Source organism: Pseudomonas sp. MG-9 (genome assembly GCF_018729515.1).
GTDB classification, from domain to species: domain Bacteria; phylum Pseudomonadota; class Gammaproteobacteria; order Pseudomonadales; family Pseudomonadaceae; genus Aquipseudomonas; species Aquipseudomonas serboccidentalis.
The window spans coordinates 1-18,581 of sequence record NZ_JAHHZH010000010.1; the positions used below are offsets into that span (position 1 = coordinate 1).

15 protein-coding genes and 1 rRNA gene are annotated in these 18,581 nt (G+C 59.4%); 7 read left to right on the top strand and 9 right to left on the bottom strand.

Going from position 1 to position 18,581, the window contains the following annotated elements:
- Both rrf and mrdA read left to right on the top strand, forming a co-directional pair.
- Window positions 1-97 (top strand): 5S ribosomal RNA (rrf, locus tag KKQ10_RS23595); the annotation flags it as partial.
- A 247-nt stretch (window positions 98-344) separates the two neighbouring features.
- A complete protein-coding gene (mrdA, locus tag KKQ10_RS23600; protein ID WP_215502412.1) occupies window positions 345-2,237 on the top strand; it encodes a penicillin-binding protein 2 in 1,893 nt (630 codons plus the stop codon).
- 80 nt (window positions 2,238-2,317) lie between these two features.
- Here mrdA and KKQ10_RS23605 read toward each other — a convergent pair whose 3' ends face one another.
- The 5 genes from KKQ10_RS23605 to KKQ10_RS23625 all read right to left on the bottom strand — a co-directional run bounded on the left by KKQ10_RS23605 (window position 2,318) and on the right by KKQ10_RS23625 (window position 5,582).
- The gene (locus KKQ10_RS23605) at window positions 2,318-2,989 is read right to left on the bottom strand and encodes a hypothetical protein (protein WP_215502413.1); all 672 of its coding nucleotides are present in this window, start codon (window positions 2,987-2,989) and stop codon (window positions 2,318-2,320) included.
- Between the two features lie 81 nt (window positions 2,990-3,070).
- On the bottom strand, window positions 3,071-3,277 hold the full coding sequence (locus KKQ10_RS23610) for a helix-turn-helix domain-containing protein (RefSeq protein WP_003226632.1): 207 nt from the start codon (window positions 3,275-3,277) through the stop codon (window positions 3,071-3,073).
- A 9-nt stretch (window positions 3,278-3,286) separates the two neighbouring features.
- Window positions 3,287-3,892: a hypothetical protein gene (locus KKQ10_RS23615; RefSeq protein WP_215502414.1), complete on the bottom strand. Its 606-nt coding sequence runs from the start codon at window positions 3,890-3,892 to the stop codon at window positions 3,287-3,289.
- Window positions 3,893-4,200: 308 nt separating this feature from the next.
- On the bottom strand, window positions 4,201-4,605 hold the full coding sequence (locus KKQ10_RS23620) for a lysozyme inhibitor LprI family protein (RefSeq protein WP_215502415.1): 405 nt from the start codon (window positions 4,603-4,605) through the stop codon (window positions 4,201-4,203).
- Window positions 4,606-4,661: 56 nt separating this feature from the next.
- Window positions 4,662-5,582: an ADP-ribosylglycohydrolase family protein gene (locus tag KKQ10_RS23625; protein ID WP_215502416.1), complete on the bottom strand. Its 921-nt coding sequence runs from the start codon at window positions 5,580-5,582 to the stop codon at window positions 4,662-4,664.
- Between the two features lie 196 nt (window positions 5,583-5,778).
- Here KKQ10_RS23625 and KKQ10_RS23630 point away from each other — a divergent pair, with 196 nt between their 5' ends.
- Window positions 5,779-6,267 (top strand): SRPBCC family protein, encoded by a 489-nt coding sequence (locus KKQ10_RS23630; RefSeq protein ID WP_215502417.1) that lies wholly within the window; start codon window positions 5,779-5,781, stop codon window positions 6,265-6,267.
- Between the two features lie 424 nt (window positions 6,268-6,691).
- On the opposite strand, the gene acnA is transcribed toward KKQ10_RS23630, so the two are convergent.
- Window positions 6,692-9,433, bottom strand: coding sequence for an aconitate hydratase AcnA (gene acnA / locus KKQ10_RS23635; RefSeq protein ID WP_215502418.1), 2,742 nt, complete (start codon window positions 9,431-9,433; stop codon window positions 6,692-6,694).
- Between the two features lie 222 nt (window positions 9,434-9,655).
- Between acnA and rlmM the strand changes: the two genes are divergently transcribed.
- Both rlmM and tusA read left to right on the top strand, forming a co-directional pair.
- Window positions 9,656-10,729, top strand: a complete 1,074-nt coding sequence (rlmM, locus tag KKQ10_RS23640; protein ID WP_025111043.1) for a 23S rRNA (cytidine(2498)-2'-O)-methyltransferase RlmM — start codon at window positions 9,656-9,658, stop codon at window positions 10,727-10,729.
- A 163-nt stretch (window positions 10,730-10,892) separates the two neighbouring features.
- The gene (tusA, locus tag KKQ10_RS23645) at window positions 10,893-11,144 is read left to right on the top strand and encodes a sulfurtransferase TusA (protein WP_025111044.1); all 252 of its coding nucleotides are present in this window, start codon (window positions 10,893-10,895) and stop codon (window positions 11,142-11,144) included.
- Window positions 11,145-11,276: 132 nt separating this feature from the next.
- On the opposite strand, the gene KKQ10_RS23650 is transcribed toward tusA, so the two are convergent.
- Complete coding sequence (locus tag KKQ10_RS23650) at window positions 11,277-12,686, bottom strand: MATE family efflux transporter (RefSeq protein WP_215502419.1); 1,410 nt, start codon at window positions 12,684-12,686, stop codon at window positions 11,277-11,279.
- 308 nt (window positions 12,687-12,994) lie between these two features.
- On the opposite strand from KKQ10_RS23650, the gene pdxB reads away from it, so the two are divergent.
- A complete protein-coding gene (pdxB, locus tag KKQ10_RS23655; protein ID WP_215502420.1) occupies window positions 12,995-14,137 on the top strand; it encodes a 4-phosphoerythronate dehydrogenase PdxB in 1,143 nt (380 codons plus the stop codon).
- 177 nt (window positions 14,138-14,314) lie between these two features.
- On the opposite strand, the gene KKQ10_RS23660 is transcribed toward pdxB, so the two are convergent.
- Window positions 14,315-14,494: a PA1571 family protein gene (locus tag KKQ10_RS23660; RefSeq protein WP_025111047.1), complete on the bottom strand. Its 180-nt coding sequence runs from the start codon at window positions 14,492-14,494 to the stop codon at window positions 14,315-14,317.
- Window positions 14,495-14,750: 256 nt separating this feature from the next.
- On the opposite strand from KKQ10_RS23660, the gene KKQ10_RS23665 reads away from it, so the two are divergent.
- Entirely contained in the window at window positions 14,751-16,529 is a 1,779-nt protein-coding gene (locus KKQ10_RS23665) for an ABC transporter transmembrane domain-containing protein (protein WP_215502421.1), read from the top strand.
- 122 nt (window positions 16,530-16,651) lie between these two features.
- Here the strand turns inward: KKQ10_RS23665 and KKQ10_RS23670 are convergent, their stop codons facing one another.
- Window positions 16,652-18,580 carry a transglycosylase SLT domain-containing protein gene (locus KKQ10_RS23670; protein WP_215502422.1) on the bottom strand — a complete coding sequence of 643 codons (1,929 nt, stop codon included), beginning with the start codon at window positions 18,578-18,580 and terminating at the stop codon, window positions 16,652-16,654.
- Window position 18,581 lies beyond the last annotated feature (1 nt).

The window sequence follows — 18,581 nt, forward strand, 5'->3', positions numbered from 1 at the left end:
TGGAACCACCTGATCCCATCCCGAACTCAGAAGTGAAACGATGCATCGCCGATGGTAGTGTGGGGTTTCCCCATGTGAGAGTAGGTCATCGTCAAGATTAAATTCCGAAACCCCAATTGCGAAAGCAGTTGGGGTTTTGTTTTGCCCGCAGAAAAGTTTTTTGCTTGCCAGGCAAGGCACCCAGCGCGAGGTACGGGCGTTCCAACCGTCGCCACGGGCCGCCATTGGGGAAAAACCTTCTGAAGTGACTACTCGGTTTTTGGTATGGTGCAGCTCGTTTTTTAACGGACTGACGTCATGCCCACGGATCGGCACTCAATTTTTGTCAAAGAGTTGCTGTAGAAATGCCCGAACCTATCCCGATCAAGGATCACGAAAAAGAGACGCGCCTGGTCAACAAACGGTTGATTGCCTGTGCTCTATTCGTCTTCGCTATCAGCTGTGCGCTGGTGGTTCGCCTGTACATCCTGCAAGTGGTGGAATACGACTACCACTCCACCATCTCTGAAAACAATCGTGTCCACGTCTTGCCGATCCCGCCGACTCGCGGCCTGATCTATGATCGCAACGGTGTGCTGCTCGCCGATAACCGTCCCAGTTATAACCTGGTCATCACCCGCGAACGCGCCACTGACGTCAATCAGGAGCTGGACGAGGTCATCAATCTTCTGCACTTGCCCGCCGAAGACCGCACCGTTTTCGATAAGGCCATGAAGCAGTCCCGTCATCCATTCACCCCGGTGACGCTGTTCTACGAACTGACGGAAGAACAGATCGCCGTGTTGGCAGTCAACGAATTCCGTCTGCCAGGCCTGGATGTCGAACCGCAGTTCGTTCGTCATTACCCGCTGGGTCCGCACTTCGCGCATTCGATCGGCTACGTTGGTCGGATCAACGAGAAAGAGTCCAAGACGCTGGACTCGGTTGAATACCGTGGCACGCAATCTATCGGCAAAACCGGTATCGAACGCTTCTACGAAGCGCAGCTGCACGGCCACGTTGGGTATGAAGAGGTAGAGACCAACGCCCAGGGCCGAGTGTTGCGGGTGCTCAAACACACCGATCCGGTGCCTGGCAAAAACATCGTGCTAAGCCTCGACGTCAATCTGCAGGAGGCTGCTGAAGCGGCGCTGGGGGATCGACGTGGTTCGGTGGTGGCACTGGATCCGTCCACTGGCGAAGTACTGGCCATGGTCAGCAACCCAAGTTTCGACCCGAACCTGTTCGTCACCGGTATCAGCTCCAAGGAATACTCGGCGCTGCGCGACTCCATCGACCGGCCGCTGTTCAACCGTGTGCTGCGCGGATTGTACGCACCGGGTTCGACCATCAAGCCAGAGGTGGCGATTGCCGGTCTCGATGCTGGCGTGGTCACTCCGCAGACGCGAGTCTTCGACCCGGGTTATTACCAGCTCCCGGATTTCGATCACAAGTACCGCAACTGGAACCACAGCGGCGACGGCTGGGTGGACATGGACGCGGCGATCATGCGGTCCAACGACACCTACTTCTATGATCTGGCGCACAAGCTCGGCATCGATCGCCTGCACGACTACATGGCCATGTTTGGCCTCGGCGAAAAAGTCTCGCTGGACATGTTCGAAGAGTCGCCCGGTTTGATGCCATCGCAGGCCTGGAAACGCGCCACACGCCGTCAGGCGTGGTTCCCCGGCGAAACCGTGATTCTCGGCATCGGTCAGGGCTACATGCAGGTCACGCCGCTGCAGTTGGCCCAGGCCACTGCGCTGATCGCCAACAAGGGGGTATGGAACCGTCCGCACCTGGCCAAGACCGTCGATGGCGTGGCACCGGTCGACGAACATCCAATGCCCAACATCCTGCTGAAGAATCCGCGCGACTGGGATCAGGTCAACCACGGCATGCAGATGGTGATGCACGATGCCCGCGGCATTGCCCGCGCCGCTGCGGCCGGTGCGCAATACCGCATTGCCGGCAAGAGTGGTACTGCGCAAGTGGTGGCGATCAAACAGGGCGAGCGCTACAACCGTGAGAAAACCCTCGAACGCCACCGTGACAACGCCTTATTCGTCGGCTTCGCCCCGGCGGAACACCCGAAGATTGCGATCTCGGTGATGATCGAAAACGGTGAGGCCGGTGGTCGGGTGGCCGGCCCTGTGGTTCGACAGATCATGGACGCCTGGCTACTGGACCAGGACGGCCACCTCAAGCCGCAATACGCCGCGCCAGCCAAGCCACCGGGTGATCCGCACGTGTAACCGGGATCAGTCTCACAGCACCGGCTCACGCAGGTTGAGCCTGTGCTGGAAGCTGTCGAGACAGATGTTTGGGTTGCTGACTATTTGCAGCTGTAACCCTCGGGCATCGTGACGCTGTAGTTGCGTTGCATCCGGTCCTGGAAGTTCAGGTTCTGCAGGCCTTGCTCCACCAGAAACGCTTCGACCTTGGCTGCCTGACAGTCCTCGTTATAAGACGAGGCCCGAAGCAGGTACACCGTGCGTTTACTCGCCTCATCCCGGGCGGTGGCAATGAAGGTACTGAGGGTGGTGTAGCCGATTCGCTCAGAAGTACCCACCGGGCCGTAGGTCGTATTGGGCGTACTGGTGCAGGTCAGTCGGTCATCTTTCTTCTTGCTGTTCTTGCACACCGTCGAAGTGCTGGTCGGCACTTGCCCATAGTCGGTAGCGGTATAGCGGTAAGACACTTGGCGGCTGCCGATATCGAAAGTGATGGTCATTTTGATCGGCGCGTGATTCCGGGGCAGGCTGGTGTCGGTATAGACTTCCTGGAACCCCCTGTCTTTCAGTGCGTTGACCATGTCACGAAGATAGTAGCGGGCATTGAGTGCGTTCTCATCGGTACCGCTTGCCGAGGTCACCAGCACAGGTGCATGTCGGTCGAACTGATAGTCCGGATCAGGTATTGCATTAAGTGCTACGTCTATTTGCGTGGCGCAACCGCCAAGCAACGCTGTGAGCATTAACAGGACGCAGAACAAATAACGGGACATGACAAAGACGCCTTGCAACTAAGGATTGAATAGAAGTTAAACGGTTGAGGTGCGCGATAAATAAATCGCTGTCAGCAAGGCTCAGTCTTTCTGGTATTCCAGCAGATCGCCCGGCTGGCAATCGAGCGCAGCGCAGAGTTTATCGAGGGTGGCCATCTTCACGCCCTTGACCTTGCCATTCTTCAGCAATGACAGGTTGGCCTCGGTGATGCCCAGCAGGGCGGCTAACTCTTTCGAGCGAATTTTTTGCGTGGCCATGACAACGTCAAGGCGGACGATAATGGTCATTATGTTGTTCTATATGTATTGACTTTGCTCATCGCTGAGTACTTTTGCGTCACGCATGATAATTGAAAATATGCAGAGCAATACGCCTTTGATTATCTCGTAGGCAGAAGCGGAAGACAGGCCGATCGAGAACTGAAAAATGCGATCTCCTGGGGGCAGATCTATTGACAACGCCAGGCCCTGCAACGTCTCTACCAGCGGGTAGGTTGCCGGAGAAACGATGCACAGTATGCCCACTCGCCACAGGACCCTGATGTTGCGGCCGGTCCAGGTTTCGCCACGCGACAAGCGCAGGAAAAACAACCCGGTTAGCCATAACGCGTAAGCCGACAGGACAACGGGCAGGAAATCCAGAAAAACGATCAGCGCAGTGACCATTGACGACAGCCAGGTGTCGGGATCAAGCAGCGCTCCCTCGACAAACGGGTCAAGCAATTGCGGAGACCCTTCAGCAAAGGCATAGAGCAGACCCGCCAGCATTTCATCCTTTTTGAAGAACCAGATCGTCGCGTTGCCGCCGACCTCCGTCACCCCCAGAACCCAGACTAGAATCGCTGCCAGCAGCCCGATCCAGTGCATGCGCTGCAGCGCCAATCCGTTGATGTGAGTACTCATGAAAATTCCTGGTTGTTTCAATTGGGTAGCGAATTCTCGATGATAAATTATCGATTAACAATAATTAATTTTGATTTATTGCTCCGGCATCCGATTCTCGGCCGACCCGCGCCCATACGAAAAAGCAGACGGGAAGTATCAAGTTGCCTGAGGGGGGAGATGGCGATCACTACGGCGCAGGTTTTTGTCCGGTAGATTGCGTCAACTGTTCGGACGTCTTCGCGAGCTGGCTCGCTCCTGCATTGGAATGCATTTCAAACTGTGGAAGCGGGCTTGCTCGCGAAGAGGCCCTCGAAACCACTACAAAGTCAGGCCCCCGGCACCGGACAACTCATATCGCCCTCCTGACACTGCAAGTACTGCTTTAGTGCCTCGACCCGCACCTTGGTCAACCCGGTCAGGCAATTGCTGTAAATCAGTGGATAAACACTCCCGCCTTCCACCCCGGACGCCGAAAACTTGCACTCGGCATCACGGAACCCGATCCACGCCCGTTGCGCATTCACCAGTAGCTTCTTGCTATCCGGGTTGTCCTTCAAACGACCGGTGATCTGCTGATATACCGCGTTCAACTCCTTGTCCGCCGCCTTGAATTCCTGCCCGGCACATTGGTTCATCGTGGCTTGATCGCTGGCGTTGGCGCAGTCGACGGCAGCGTGGGCGAGGGGCGTGAACAGGAAGGGTGTCAGGGCCAGGAGCAGGCGTGGGGACATGGGTAGTCTCACTGTGTCGGATGAAGGTACAGAGCAGTTTAGCGGCTGTGGGGCTTCTATTCAGAGATACGTAACCGGGATGCTTCGAGCAGGCGATCTGCGGTAGCCGCTATTTCCTCGCCTTCATGGAGCATTTCCAGCCAGTGGGCAGGAATCGCCCGAACGCCGTAATAGGCCCCGGCCAGTTGACCGACGATAGCGGCAGTGGTGTCGGCATCATCGCCCAGGTTGGCGGCTTGCAGAATCGCCGCGGCGAAACTGTCGGTGTGATGAAAACACCACAGCGCTGCTTCCAACGATTCGACACTGTAGCCGCTTCCGCGAATTTCGCTGACTGACTTGGCCAGGTAGTCGCCTCGAGCAAGCGCGGTGACTTTAGGTTGAGTGAAGGTTGAGAGTGGCAGTCTGCGCAACTCTGCTTTGGAGGCGCCAAGCAGCGCCTTGCCGATCAGTTCGGCAAACAATTGACAGCATTCGATGGCTTCAGGGGCTGCGTGAGTTGTCCGCGAGCTGTCGCTGGCGAACTGACGGATCTGCTGGATATCAGGAAAGTAAAACAGCACCACCGGCGCTAACCGCATCAGTGAACCGTTGCCCGCGGTATACGGGTCGGTTGCCCCGGCAAATGGCTGACCGGAGAGCTGGTACTGCGACAGTGCCTGATTGACGGTCAGGCCAATATCGAAACAATCCCCCGTCGAGCTGAGATATCCCCATTGCCACCAGTTGAGATAGCGTCCCATCTGGTCAGCGGCATCGAATGTATTTTTGTTCAGCAGGCTTTCAGCCAGACACAGCGCCATCGAGGTGTCATCCGTCCATTGCCCTGGCTTCAAGTGGAAGGGGCCGCCACCGACCATGTCCGTCAGCGGTTGGAATGAGCCCCGCGGCTTGAATTCCACGCTGGTGCCCACGGCGTCACCGCAAGCAAGGCCGAGCAGGGCGCCGCGATAACGTTCGGGTAAGGATGGCCGCATGTTTCGTCCTTGTCTGTTTCCATTTCGCTGGAAAAGGTAACAGGTTCACCGGATCGGGTGTGCTCGACACTCGCTCTTCAACGAACAGAAATGCCGCCGAATGTTTCCTTGGTGCTGCATGGGTGCAGCCCTTTGATACAACTTCAGGTTGGACATGTGGTCATACAAGCCTACTGTTCAGAACAGGAGGTGACGTATGAAACCAGTACCCAATAGTTTCGAACGCAAAATCACGCTCAAGGCGCCGCGTTCTTATGTCTGGCGCGCACTGGTCGATGCCGAGGCGTTTGGTCAGTGGTTTGGTGTGGCGCTGGAGGGCAGGCGGTTCATTGCCGGTGAATGGACGCAGGGGCAGGTCACCTATCCCGGTTATGAACACGTGTTGTGGAACGTGCTGGTCGAGCGGGTCGAGCCGCAGCAATTGTTTTCGTTTCGCTGGCACCCATACGCGGTCAACCCGAAAATCGACTATTCCCAGGAGCCGACGACACTGGTGAAGTTCGAGCTGCAGGATTACGAGGGCGGCACGTTGCTCAAGGTGTCCGAATCCGGTTTTGCGCATATACCCGATGTGCGGCAGAAAGAGGCGTATTACATGGACAGCCGTGGCTGGGAGGAACAACTGAGTCGACTGGAACAGTTTCTCGCCGAAAGCGCCAAGACCCGCGATCGTGACGGTGGCTGACAGTGCCAGGTTGCGACCCGCAATGATCTGCAGCACGCCGCCCGAATACTGAAAGTCGCGGCTTGCATGCTTGATGCCTGACCGGCGTAAGGGTTTTCGGAAGGGGTTTTATAGCGAATGTCTTACACGCGATGGTAGCTTTTTCGACTATTGCCGATTGGATCCACGGCGTAATCTACACCCATCAACTGAGACACAGGGAGTGTTTCAGGATCATGGATGATCGACCATTAGCAAGGATCGCTGCCGACAGGGAGTCGATAATGGTCTTGGGAAAAACCCGCTTCGGCGGGTTTTTTTTCGTCTGTAGAAAAGTACAAATCCCCTGTAGGAGCTGCCGCAGGCTGCTATCTTTTGATCTTGCTTTTAAAAGCCAAAGTCAAAAGATCGCAGCCTGCGGCAGCTCCTACAGGGAAACGCGGTTTCAGGAGGCAATCAACTGCCGCAACACGTAATGCAGAATCCCGCCGGATTTGAAGTACTCCACCTCATTCAACGTATCGATGCGGCACAGCACCTCGATTTTCTCCTGCCGCCCGTCTTCACGGGTAATCATCAGGGTCAGGTTCATTCGCGGCGTCAGCTCGACACCGGTCAAGCCCTGAATCTCCAGGGTTTCCTTGCCGGTGAGGTTGAGGCTCTTGCGGTTCTGATCGAGTTTGAACTGCAGCGGCAACACGCCCATGCCCACCAGGTTGGAACGGTGAATACGCTCGAAACTTTCGGCGATCACCGCTTTGACCCCCAGCAGATTGGTGCCCTTGGCTGCCCAGTCGCGGCTGGAGCCGGTGCCGTATTCCTGACCGGCAATCACCACCAGCGGCGTACCGTCAGCCTGATAACGCATGGCGGCGTCATAGATCGCCATCTTCTCGCCGCTCGGGATGTAGATCGTGTTGCCACCTTCTTCGCCACCGAGCATTTCGTTGCGGATACGGATGTTGGCAAACGTGCCGCGCATCATCACTTCATGGTTGCCCCGGCGTGAGCCATAAGAATTGAAGTCCCGCGGTTCCACGCCTTTCTCGCGCAGATAGCGCCCGGCCGGACTGTCAGCCTTGATGTTACCGGCAGGGGAGATGTGGTCAGTGGTCACCGAATCGCCGAGCAGCGCCAGGACACGCGCGCCTTTGACGTCAGTGATCACCGGCAATGGGCCGGAAATGTCGTCGAAAAACGGCGGATGCTGGATGTAAGTCGAGTCGTCCTGCCACACATAGGTGGCAGCTTGCGGTACCTGGATCGCCTGCCATTGTTCGTCGCCGGCGAACACCTCGGCGTATTCCTTGTGGAACATCGCGGTGTTGACCTGACTGACCGCGTCGGCGATTTCCTTGCTGCTTGGCCAGATGTCGCGCAGGTACACCGGGTTGCCTTGCTGGTCGTTGCCCAGCGGTTCGCTGCTGATGTCGGTGCGCACGCTGCCAGCCAAGGCGTAAGCGACCACTAGCGGCGGCGAGGCCAGCCAGTTGGTCTTGACCAGCGGATGCACGCGGCCTTCGAAGTTGCGGTTGCCGGACAGCACCGAAGCCACAGTGAGATCGGCTGTCTGAATGGCTTTCTCGATCGGCTCCGGCAATGGCCCGGAGTTGCCGATGCACGTCGTACAGCCATAGCCGACCAGCGAAAACCCGAGTTGATCGAGGTATTGCGTCAGCCCGGCAGCCTTGTAGTAGTCGGTGACCACTTTCGAGCCGGGTGCCAGCGAACTCTTGACCCACGGCTTGCGCGTAAGGCCTTTCTCCACGGCTTTTTTTGCCAGCAGACCGGCCGCCATCATCACGCTCGGGTTGGAGGTGTTGGTGCAGGACGTGATCGCGGCGATCACCACCGCGCCGTTTTTCAGGCGATAGGTGTGGCCTTCGTGTTCGTATTCGGTTTCGCCGACCAGGTCGGCGTTGCCCACTGCCACGCCACCACCACCCTCGCTTTCCAGGCGACCTTCTTCTTTACTGGTGGGCTTGAATTGCAGGTCCATGAAATCACTGAAAGCCTGCGCGACGTTCGGTAGCGAGACCCGGTCCTGCGGGCGCTTCGGCCCGGCCAGACTGGCTTCGACGCTGCCCATGTCCAGCGCCAGACTGTCGGTGAACACCGGTTCCTGACCGGGCAGGCGCCACAGGCCCTGGGCCTTGGTGTAGGCCTCGACCAGTTTCACCACTTCCGTCGGGCGACCTGACAGACGAAGGTATTCCAGGGTCACGTCATCGACCGGGAAGAAACCGCAGGTCGCGCCGTATTCCGGGGCCATGTTGGCGATGGTCGCGCGGTCGGCCAGCGGCAGGTCGGCGAGGCCGTCACCGTAGAACTCGACGAATTTGCCGACCACGCCTTTCTTGCGCAGCATCTGCGTGACGGTCAACACCAGGTCGGTGGCGGTGATGCCTTCCTTGAGCTTGCCTGTCAGTTTGAAACCGATCACTTCCGGGATCAGCATCGACACCGGTTGGCCGAGCATCGCCGCTTCCGCCTCGATCCCGCCAACACCCCAGCCGAGTACGCCGAGGCCGTTGATCATGGTGGTGTGGGAGTCGGTGCCGACCAGGGTGTCGGGGAATGCGTAGGTGCGACCGTCCTCATCCTTGGTCCACACCGTGCGTCCGAGGTATTCGAGGTTGACCTGGTGGCAGATCCCGGTGCCCGGTGGCACCACGCTGAAGTTGTCGAAGGCGCTCTGGCCCCAGCGCAGGAACGCATAACGTTCGCCGTTGCGCTGCATTTCGATGTCGACGTTCTGTTCGAAAGCGCTGGCGGTGGCGAATTTGTCGACCATCACCGAGTGGTCGATCACCAGATCCACCGGCGACAGCGGGTTGATTCGCTGCGGATCACCGCCGGCCTTGGCCATGGCAGCGCGCATCGCGGCGAGGTCGACCACGGCGGGTACGCCGGTAAAGTCTTGCATCAATACGCGGGCCGGGCGGTACTGGATTTCCCGGTCGGAGCGGCGCTCCTTGAGCCAGGCGGCGATGGCCTTGAGGTCGGCGCCGGTGACAGTTTTTTCATCTTCCCAGCGCAGCAGGTTTTCCAGCAGGACTTTCAGCGACATCGGCAACTGGTCGATATTGCCCAGGCTTTTCGCGGCATCCGGCAGGCTGAAATAGTGGTAGGTCTTGTCGTCGATTTGCAGTGTTTTAAGGGTCTTCAGACTATCGAGGGACGGCATTACGATCACTCCTTTGAATCCGCACGGCTACGGATTGAGGGGACGGGAAGAGCTATCAACGTAGCCCTGTTTTCAGTAGCTGGCTAATAACTGGACTCTATGAAGAGAACCAAGGTTCCGACATCGGCTATCATGCGCCGGTTTTCGTGACAGGCTTTGCTTCACCGCAAGGCTTGAGCATCGCGCAGGGGCCGAATATCCGCCCTCTGCCCAGGAGTAAGAATGAACACCCTATTCATGCATTGCCGGCCAGGTTTCGAAGGCGAAGTCTGTTCGGAGATTTCCGACCTCGCCGCCCAGTTGAACGTCGCCGGTTACGCCAAGGCCAAAGCGGCCACTGCGTACGCGGAGTTTGTCTGCACCGAAGCAGACGGCGCCGAGCGCCTGATGCGCGGCCAGCGTTTCGCCGAACTGATTTTCCCGCGGCAATGGGCGCGTGGGATTTTCATCGATCTGCCGGAAAACGACCGTATCAGCGTGATCCTCGCGCACATGGCCGATTTCCCGGTGTTCGGCAGCCTGTGGCTGGAAGTCGTCGACACCAACGACGGCAAGGAACTGTCAAACTTCTGCAAGAAATTCGAAGGCCCGCTGCGCAAGGCGTTGACCGCTGCCGGCAAACTGGTGGAGGACGCCAGCAAGCCGCGTCTGTTGCTGACCTTCAAAAGTGGCCGCGAAGTGTTCCTCGGCATGGCTGATGCCGGTAACTCGGCGATGTGGCCAATGGGCATTCCGCGCCTGAAGTTTCCCCGTGAGGCACCCAGTCGCTCGACGTTGAAACTGGAAGAGGCCTGGCACCACTTCATCCCGCGTGATCAGTGGGACGAGCGCCTGCACAGCGACATGACCGGTGTCGACCTCGGCGCGGCACCGGGCGGCTGGACCTGGCAACTGGTCAACCGCGGCATGCTGGTGACTGCCATCGACAACGGCCCGATGGCTGAAAGCCTGATGGACACCGGGCTGGTGCAGCACTTGATGGCTGACGGTTTCACCTTCAAACCCAAGCAGCCGGTGGACTGGATGGTCTGCGACATCGTCGAGAAACCGGCGCGTAATGCGGCGATGCTCGAAGAATGGATCGGTGAGGGCCATTGCCGGGAGGCGGTGGTCAACCTCAAGCTGCCGATGAAGCAGCGCTATGCCGAAGTGAAGCGCTTGCTCGAACGTATCGCCGATGGCTTCAAGGCTCGTGGGATCAAGGTCGATATTGGCTGCAAGCAGCTGTATCACGACCGCGAGGAAGTGACGTGCCATCTGCGTCGGCATGACATCAAGAAAGCCAAATCCCGCTAACACCGCAGATCTCTGCAGGAGCTGCCGAAGGCTGCGATCTTTTGATCTTCTAAAAGCAAAGATCGCAGCCTGCGGCAGCTCCTACAGGAGGTGTGGCGTAACGCCACAGATGACCGAACACCCGGCAATGCGCGACAATGCCGGCCAGTTTCAGGAGTGAATCATGAGTGAAATGATCGATACCCCGGTCGACGGCACCCTCGACGCCACCGGCCTCAATTGCCCGGAGCCGGTGATGATGCTGCACCAGCACATTCGTGACCTGGTGCCTGGCGGTCTGCTCAAGGTGATTGCCACCGATCCCTCGACCCGTCGCGACATTCCCAAGTTCTGCGTGTTTCTCGACCACGAACTGGTAGGGCAACACGAAGAGGCCGGTACTTATCTGTACTGGATCCGCAAGAAGCACGCGTAACAGCCGCTACACATAAAACTACTGTGGGAGCGAGCCTGCTCGTGAAAGCGGTATGTCAGTCACTATTAATGGCGACTGATACACCGCATTCGCAAGCAGGCTCGCTCCCACATTGGGTTTTGCGTTAAGGGCCTAGCCCATCGAACGACTGATACGAATACGCTTGCGCGCACTGCGAGTCAGGCGGATCGACAGCATCAGTGCCGCACAGCTCAGGCCGACGATCAGGCCTTGCCACAAGCCGCTTGGGCCACGCGGCTCGCCGAGCCAATCGGTCAGGCCGAGGGCGTAACCCACCGGCAGGCCGATGCCCCAGTAGGCGAACAGGGTCAGGATCATCGTTACCCGGGTGTCCTGATAACCGCGCAGGGCACCGGCAGCGGTCACCTGGATCGCGTCGGAAAACTGGAACAGCGCCGAGTACACAATCAGCATTGCCGCGATGTGGATCACCGTTGGGTCGGCGGTGTAGATCGACGCGATCGGCTCGCGCAGCAACAGCATCATGCTCGCCGACAGACAGGCGTAGGCCAAAGCGGTGCCCATGCCGACGCCGGCGGCAAAGCGCGCCTCACGCGGTTCTTCGCGCCCCAGGGCCTGGCCGACACGCACGGTCACCGCCATGCCCAGCGAATACGGAATCATGAACACCAGCGAACTGACGTTCAGCGCGATCTGATGCCCGGCCACAACGGTGGCGCCGAGGCTGCCGATCAGCAGGGCGATCACGGCGAAGATGCTCGACTCGGCAAACACCGCGATGCCGATCGGCAGACCGATTGCCAGCAGCCGCTTGATCACCGCCCATTGCGGCCAGTCGAAGCGGCTGAAGATCTCACTCGAGCGATACGCCGGCGCCCAGCGCTCCCAACCCGCCAGGCCCAGCGCCATGACCCACATCACGATGGCCGTGGCCCAGCCGCAGCCGACGCCACCCATGGCCGGCACGCCGAAGTGGCCATAAATGAAGATGTAGTTCAGCGGAATGTTCAGCGCCAGACCGCACAGGCCCAGCACCATCGCCGGGCGGGTGCGGCCGATGCCGTCACTGGTGCAGCGCAGCACATGGTAGAACGCCACCGCTGGCAGGCCACTGGCAATGCCATGCAGGTACTGCATGCACGGGCCGATCAGCTCGGGATCGACTTTCATCAGGTGCAGCACCGGCTCGGCGGCGAGCAGCATCGACGTCGCGATCAGGCCGACCACCAATGCCAGCCACAACGCCTGACGGACGATCGGGCCGATCTCGCTGTGGGTGCCGGCGCCGAACCGCTGGGCGACTTTCGGTGTGGTGGCGAGCAGGGTGCCGGTCATCAGCAGAAACACCGGCACCCAGATCGAGTTGCCCAGTGCCACGGCGGCCAGATCCTTTGGCCCGACGCGGCCGGCCATCACCGCATCGACGAAGCCCATGGCCGTGGTCGCCAGTTGCGCGATGATGATCGGCAACGCCAGGGCGAGCAGGTTCTTGAACTCCAGACGAATCCGCGCGGGGCGGGTGAGGGAGGCGGCGACAGGTTGTTCAGTTGCAGAATTCACAGGCAAAGCGTCCACAGGTGTTGATGCGCAAGGCGCCGCATTCTACGCCGCTGACGTGACAGTCAGGAAAAATCCTCTGTTGCGGATTTGTAATCATCCGTGCCATCCACTGTGGCGAGGGAGCTTGCTCCCGCTGGGGTGCGAAGCGCCCCCGAAACCATTCGGCGTGGTGGAGCAGGAAATCCCGATTGCAGACTTTCCGCCTGCTGCGCAGTCCAGCGTGAGCAAGCTCCCTCGCCACAGTGCAGTCTGCGCTGGCCCAACGGTGGATCTGCACCTAAACTGCCGATCCGCCAAAGGAGCCCGCCATGCTGATTGTTGCCGACGAAAATATCCCGCTGCTCGATGCTTTTTTTGCCGGTTTCGGCGAGATCCGCCGGGTGCCGGGTCGTTCCATCGACCGTGCGACGGTCGAACAGGCCGATGTGTTGCTGGTGCGCTCGGTAACCAACGTCAACCGGGCGTTGCTGGAAGGCAGCCGGGTGCGTTTCGTGGGCACGTGCACCATCGGCACCGATCATCTGGATCTCGATTATTTCGCCGAGGCGGGGATCACCTGGTCCAGCGCGCCTGGCTGCAACGCCCGGGGTGTGGTCGATTACGTGCTCGGCAGCCTGATGACCCTCGCCGAAATCGAAGGCGTCGATCTGACGCAACGCACCTATGGTGTGGTTGGCGCCGGTGAAGTCGGTGGACGGCTGATCAAGGTACTCAAAGGCTTGGGCTGGAACGTGAAAGTCTGCGATCCGCCGCGTCAGGTGGCCGAGGGCGGCGACTATGTCAGCCTGGAGCAGATCATCGAACAGTGCGACGTGATCAGCCTGCACACCCCGCTGACCCGCAGCGGTGACGGCGCGACCTGGCACCTGTTCGATCAGCAGCGTCTGGAGCAACTCAAGCCCGGCGCCTGGTTGATCAATGCCGCGCGTGGGCCGGTGGTGGATAACGCCGCGCTGCGCGAAGTGCTGCTGGAACGTGAAGACCTGCAAGCCGTACTCGACGTCTGGGAGGCCGAGCCTGAGGTCGATGTGGCGCTGGCCGAACTCTGCGTGCTGGCGACACCGCACATTGCCGGCTACAGCCTCGATGGCAAACAACGCGGGACAGCACAGATCTATCAGGCGTACTGCGAGTTCATCGGCCAGCCGGCGAGCATCCAGCTTAGTGACTTGCTGCCAGCACCGTGGCTGTCACAAGTGACCCTGCACGCCGATAGCGATCCGGCTTGGGCGCTGGCGATGTTGTGCCGTGGGGTGTATGACCCGCGCCGCGACGATGCGGATTTTCGCCGCAGTCTTGTAGGCAATGTCGGTGAACAGCGTGCGGCGTTCGATGTGTTGCGCAAACAGTATCCGGTGCGACGCGAGATCGAGGGGCTGAAGGTGCGAATCGAAGGGGACTCGCCACAGTTGCAACAGATTGTGGCGGCGCTGGGGGCGGTGGCGGTCTAGAAAACACGCAGGTTCTGTTTCATACCCTGTAGGAGCTGCCGAAGGCTGCGATCTTTTGCTCTTTTGCTTCAAAAGATCGCAGCCTCGTTTCACTCGACAGCTCCTACAGGGGTAGGTGAAATGCCAGGCAGAAAAAACCCGGCCAAAGGGGGCCGGGTCAGGAAGACGGTGGCTATATCACTTTTGTTCGGCAGGCTTGACCAATCGTTTCTCCAGTTCGCGGCAGGCGTCCTGGATCATGTCTTCAGTGATCGGTACTTCACGCCCATCCTTGTCAATAATGGAGCATCCCAGAGGTTGGCCGGGCTTGGTGCGGATCACTTGAATCTTGTCTTCGCTGCTGTGTTGCAAGGACATGGCCTGTCTCCTCATCAGGTTGTGCACGTAGATTAAAACCGCCACGTGACCAGGCTGTGACATCACCCTTGGGTCTGTCAAAAGCGGCACCTCCACTCCAACAGAAATGACCGCTCGTCTCAACCGGAGCATTAGACCAATAGCAACTATGGCCTAGTCTTTGGGGGCATATTTAACCTGACTCATTGTGATTTACAGAGTTTCGCCCCATAGAAGGTTTAGGCCAGCCCTTTCATCAACGCGGATGTGTACCTGAATGATCTCGAAGCTTTCCTCCCGGCACCGTCGAGCGCTGAGTCTGACCAGTCGATTTCTGGCGCCTTACCGTTGGCAGGTCTGCGGTGCGCTGTTGGCGTTGGTCCTCACTGCAGCCGTCACTTTGTCGATGGGGCAGGGGATCAAATTGCTGGTCGATCAGGGCTTCATGACGCAATCGCCGCACCAACTGAACCAGAGCATCGGCATCTTCATGATGATGGTACTGGGCCTGGCGGTTGGCACGTTTGCGCGATTTTACTGGGTGTCGTGGATCGGTGAGCGCTGTGTGGCGGATATCCGGCGCGAGGTGTTCAACCACCTGGTTTATCTGCACCCCGGGTTCTACGAGAACAATCGCAGTTCGGAAATCCAGTCGCGACTGACCGCCGACACGACGTTGCTGCAATCAGTGATCGGTTCATCACTGTCAATGTTTCTGCGCAACCTGTTGATGGTGCTCGGCGGGGTGGTCCTGCTGTTCGTCACCAACCCGAAACTCACCAGTATCGTGGTGATTGCCTTGCCGTTCGTGGTCGCGCCGATTCTGATTTTCGGTCGGCGCGTGCGCAATCTGTCGCGGCTGAGCCAGGACCGGATCGCCGATATCGGCAGCTACGTTTCCGAAACCCTGGGCCAGATCAAGACCGTGCAGGCCTACAACCATCAGGTGCAGGATGAGCGACGTTTCGCGACGACCGTCGAGGATGCGTTCGACACCGCACGCAAGCGCATCTTTCAGCGTTCCTGGATGATCACCATGGTGATCGTGCTGGTGCTGGGCGCGGTGGCGGTGATGTTGTGGGTCGGCGGCATGGACGTGATTGCCGGGCGCATCACCGGTGGTGAACTGGCCGCGTTCGTCTTCTACAGCCTGATCGTCGGCAGTGCCATCGGCACCTTGAGCGAAGTGATCGGCGAACTGCAGCGTGCGGCGGGTGCCGCCGAGCGGATCGCCGAACTGCTGGGCTCGCAGAATATCATCCTGCCACCGACCACCGGATTGGTGACCTTGCCGGAGCGGATCAAGGGTGAACTGCAATTGCAGGATGTGCGCTTTGCCTACCCGTCGCGTCCCGAAAGCTACGCCGTCAACGGCTTGAATCTGACCATCCGCGCCGGCGAAACCCTCGCGCTGGTAGGGCCATCCGGCGCTGGCAAGTCCACGGTGTATGACCTGTTGTTACGCTTCTACGACCCGATTGAAGGGCGGATCCTGATCGACGGCGTGCCGCTGACCAGCCTTGACCCGTTGGATCTGCGTCGCAATTTCGCCTTGGTCTCGCAATCGCCCGCGCTGTTTTTCGGCAGCGTCGAAGAAAATATTCGTTACGGTAATGCAGGCGCGACGCTGGAGCAGGTCAAGGAAGCGGCGAGAATCGCCCACGCCCATGACTTCATCGAGAAGATGCCCAACGGTTACCAGACGCATTTGGGCGATGGCGGCCTCGGTCTTTCCGGCGGCCAGCGTCAGCGCCTGGCGATTGCCCGTGCGTTGCTGGTGGACGCACCGATCCTGCTGCTGGACGAAGCCACCAGCGCCCTCGATGCGCAGAGCGAGCACTTGATCCAGGAAGCCTTGCCCAGCCTGATGCACAACCGCACCACGCTGGTGATCGCGCATCGCCTGGCCACGGTGAAAAACGCCGACCGGATCGCGGTGATGGATCAGGGCAAACTGGTGGCGATCGGTACCCATCAAGAACTGATTGTGAGCAGTCCACTGTATGCGCGGCTGGCGTCGTTGCAGTTCAATGATGGTCACGCAGTGGCAGTGTAGGAGCTGCCGAAGGCTGCGATCTTTTGATCTTGCTTAAAAAAATGCCCGCATCTTCATGCGGGCATTTTTTTGAAGCAAAAGCTCGTCCGAGCACGGCCCGAACCTTCGGCAGAACCTACAGATTATTGGTCATCAAAATACCGTTCATGCCAATCCACCAGCGGCTGCGGCGAATTGAGCTTCTGCCCGTAGATCACCGAGTACGACAGCACGTTCTGTACGTACTGGCGGGTTTCGTCGAACGGGATGCTTTCCACCCACACGTCGAAACTCAGGTGATCGGCGCCGCGCAGCCACTGGCGCACGCGGCCGGGGCCGGCGTTGTAGGCGGCAGAGGCGAGGACGCGGTTGCCGTTGAACTGGCTGTGCACCTGGCTCAGATAAGCGGCGCCGAGCTGGATGTTTTTGTCCGGATCGAGCACTTGCTGCGGCGAGGCCAGCGGGATACTGAATTTGCGCGCGGTTTCCTTGGCGGTGCCCGGCATCAGTTGCATCAGGCCGCTGGCGCCGACGCCGGAGCGAGCGTCGTCCATGAACGCGCTTTCCTGACGAGTGATGGCGAACACCCAGCTCGAATGCAGGCCACGCGTCTTGGCTTCACGCACGAGCGTGTCGCGGTGCGCCATCGGGAAGCGGATGTCCAGGTCGTCCCAGTATTGCGCCTGACTGATGGTGCGGATGGCCGGGAAATACCATTTCAGGTCGTAGGCCAGCTTGGCCTGGGCGACCATTTCTTCACGATTGAAATGGCGGCTGACGTGATACCACTCGCGGCGACCGTCGACGATCTGCCCGCGGGCATGGAATTCCAGGGCGCGACGCACGCCAGGCGTGTTACGCACCTTGTTGATGGTCGCCTGACTGAGTACCAGCGGCTTGTTCATCAGCGAGTAAGGCAGTTGCGAGCGGTCGGCGGCCAGGAAGCCATAGAAGTCGCGTTCCTTTGCCAGATTCTTGTACAGCGTCTGCGCTTCCGGGTTCTGTGGCTGCGCCAGTTCCAGGCTGCGGGCCTGCCAGTAACGCCAGCGGTTGGTGATCGCCAGATCCTGCGGCAGGCGACGGGTCAACTGGTAGGCATCGTCCCATCGGGCCAGACGCAGCAGCAGACGCAGACGCCATTCGGAAACGGTGTTGTCGCGCAGTTCCGGGTCGTATTTGGTCATCACGTCCAGCGCGCGGCTGTCGAAGCGCCGGGCCAGGGTCAGGCCGATTTCCCGGGCGATCGCCACTTTCTCGTCACGGGAGAAGTGCATGCTGCTGGCATAACCGTCGAGCAGGACCATGGCCTTGTCCGGATCCTGACGGGCGAGGCGACGCAGGCCGAGACTGACCACGTCGGACATCGGCTCGTCGGCCGGGGCAAAGCGCGATGGCTGATTGAGAAGCTCGGGTTTCTGCGCCACATCCACCAGCAGACGACCGCGCGGGGCGAGGGTGGTCAGGCCGTTGACCAGACTGTTGGCCAGTGGATAGTTGCGCGCCTGGGCGGCGAGTTTGGTGCGCTCCCAGCGTTTTTGTTCGGTCAACTGACCGTCGGCGGCCCAGATCCCGAACAGCCCGTCACAGGCGGCCGGTTGCGATTTGCCGGTCAGCCACAGTTTGTCGGCGTTGGCGTAACCCTCGGCCTTGTGGCCGCTGCTGATCTGGTACTGCGCATTCAGGCAGTCCAGTTCAGTGAAGTTGAGTTTCGGGTCGTAATACTTGACGAAGGTCGCCCAGTCGCCACGGTCGGCGAGCCAGCGCAACCAGCGCAGCTTCATCCAGTTGGCCTGGGGCAGATCACCGTGTTCGGCGAGAAATTTCTCGATCTCGGCGTTGCTCGCGGTCTTCAGACGCGCGGTCAGTTCGTCGTAGGCCAGGTACGGTTCCAGCGGGTAATCGGCCAGGGCCTGGCTGTAACGAAAGTACGGGCCGGTATCACCCTTGGCCAGGGCGCGCTTGGCTTCATCGTAATACTGGCGTTGGGTGGACAGGTCCACCGCCTGGGCGGATTGAGCGGCAGCGGCGGTAAGTAGCAAACAGGACAAGACACTGAAAAGGCGACTGCGCATG

What these genes read in the sequence shown, in the direction of transcription:
- rlmM (WP_025111043.1), top strand. Translation starts at nt 9,656, where the DNA reads ATGAACACCCTATTCATGCATTGCCGGCCAGGTTTCGAAGGCGAAGTC.
- KKQ10_RS23605 (WP_215502413.1), bottom strand. Translation starts at nt 2,989, where the DNA reads ATGTCCCGTTATTTGTTCTGCGTCCTGTTAATGCTCACAGCGTTGCTT.
- KKQ10_RS23620 (WP_215502415.1), bottom strand. Translation starts at nt 4,605, where the DNA reads ATGTCCCCACGCCTGCTCCTGGCCCTGACACCCTTCCTGTTCACGCCC.
- pdxB (WP_215502420.1), top strand. Translation starts at nt 12,995, where the DNA reads ATGCTGATTGTTGCCGACGAAAATATCCCGCTGCTCGATGCTTTTTTT.
- tusA (WP_025111044.1), top strand. Translation starts at nt 10,893, where the DNA reads ATGAGTGAAATGATCGATACCCCGGTCGACGGCACCCTCGACGCCACC.
- KKQ10_RS23665 (WP_215502421.1), top strand. Translation starts at nt 14,751, where the DNA reads ATGATCTCGAAGCTTTCCTCCCGGCACCGTCGAGCGCTGAGTCTGACC.
- KKQ10_RS23660 (WP_025111047.1), bottom strand. Translation starts at nt 14,494, where the DNA reads ATGTCCTTGCAACACAGCAGCGAAGACAAGATTCAAGTGATCCGCACC.
- KKQ10_RS23610 (WP_003226632.1), bottom strand. Translation starts at nt 3,277, where the DNA reads ATGACCATTATCGTCCGCCTTGACGTTGTCATGGCCACGCAAAAAATT.
- KKQ10_RS23625 (WP_215502416.1), bottom strand. Translation starts at nt 5,582, where the DNA reads ATGCGGCCATCCTTACCCGAACGTTATCGCGGCGCCCTGCTCGGCCTT.
- mrdA (WP_215502412.1), top strand. Translation starts at nt 345, where the DNA reads ATGCCCGAACCTATCCCGATCAAGGATCACGAAAAAGAGACGCGCCTG.
- KKQ10_RS23630 (WP_215502417.1), top strand. Translation starts at nt 5,779, where the DNA reads ATGAAACCAGTACCCAATAGTTTCGAACGCAAAATCACGCTCAAGGCG.
- acnA (WP_215502418.1), bottom strand. Translation starts at nt 9,433, where the DNA reads ATGCCGTCCCTCGATAGTCTGAAGACCCTTAAAACACTGCAAATCGAC.
- KKQ10_RS23670 (WP_215502422.1), bottom strand. Translation starts at nt 18,580, where the DNA reads ATGCGCAGTCGCCTTTTCAGTGTCTTGTCCTGTTTGCTACTTACCGCC.
- KKQ10_RS23615 (WP_215502414.1), bottom strand. Translation starts at nt 3,892, where the DNA reads ATGAGTACTCACATCAACGGATTGGCGCTGCAGCGCATGCACTGGATC.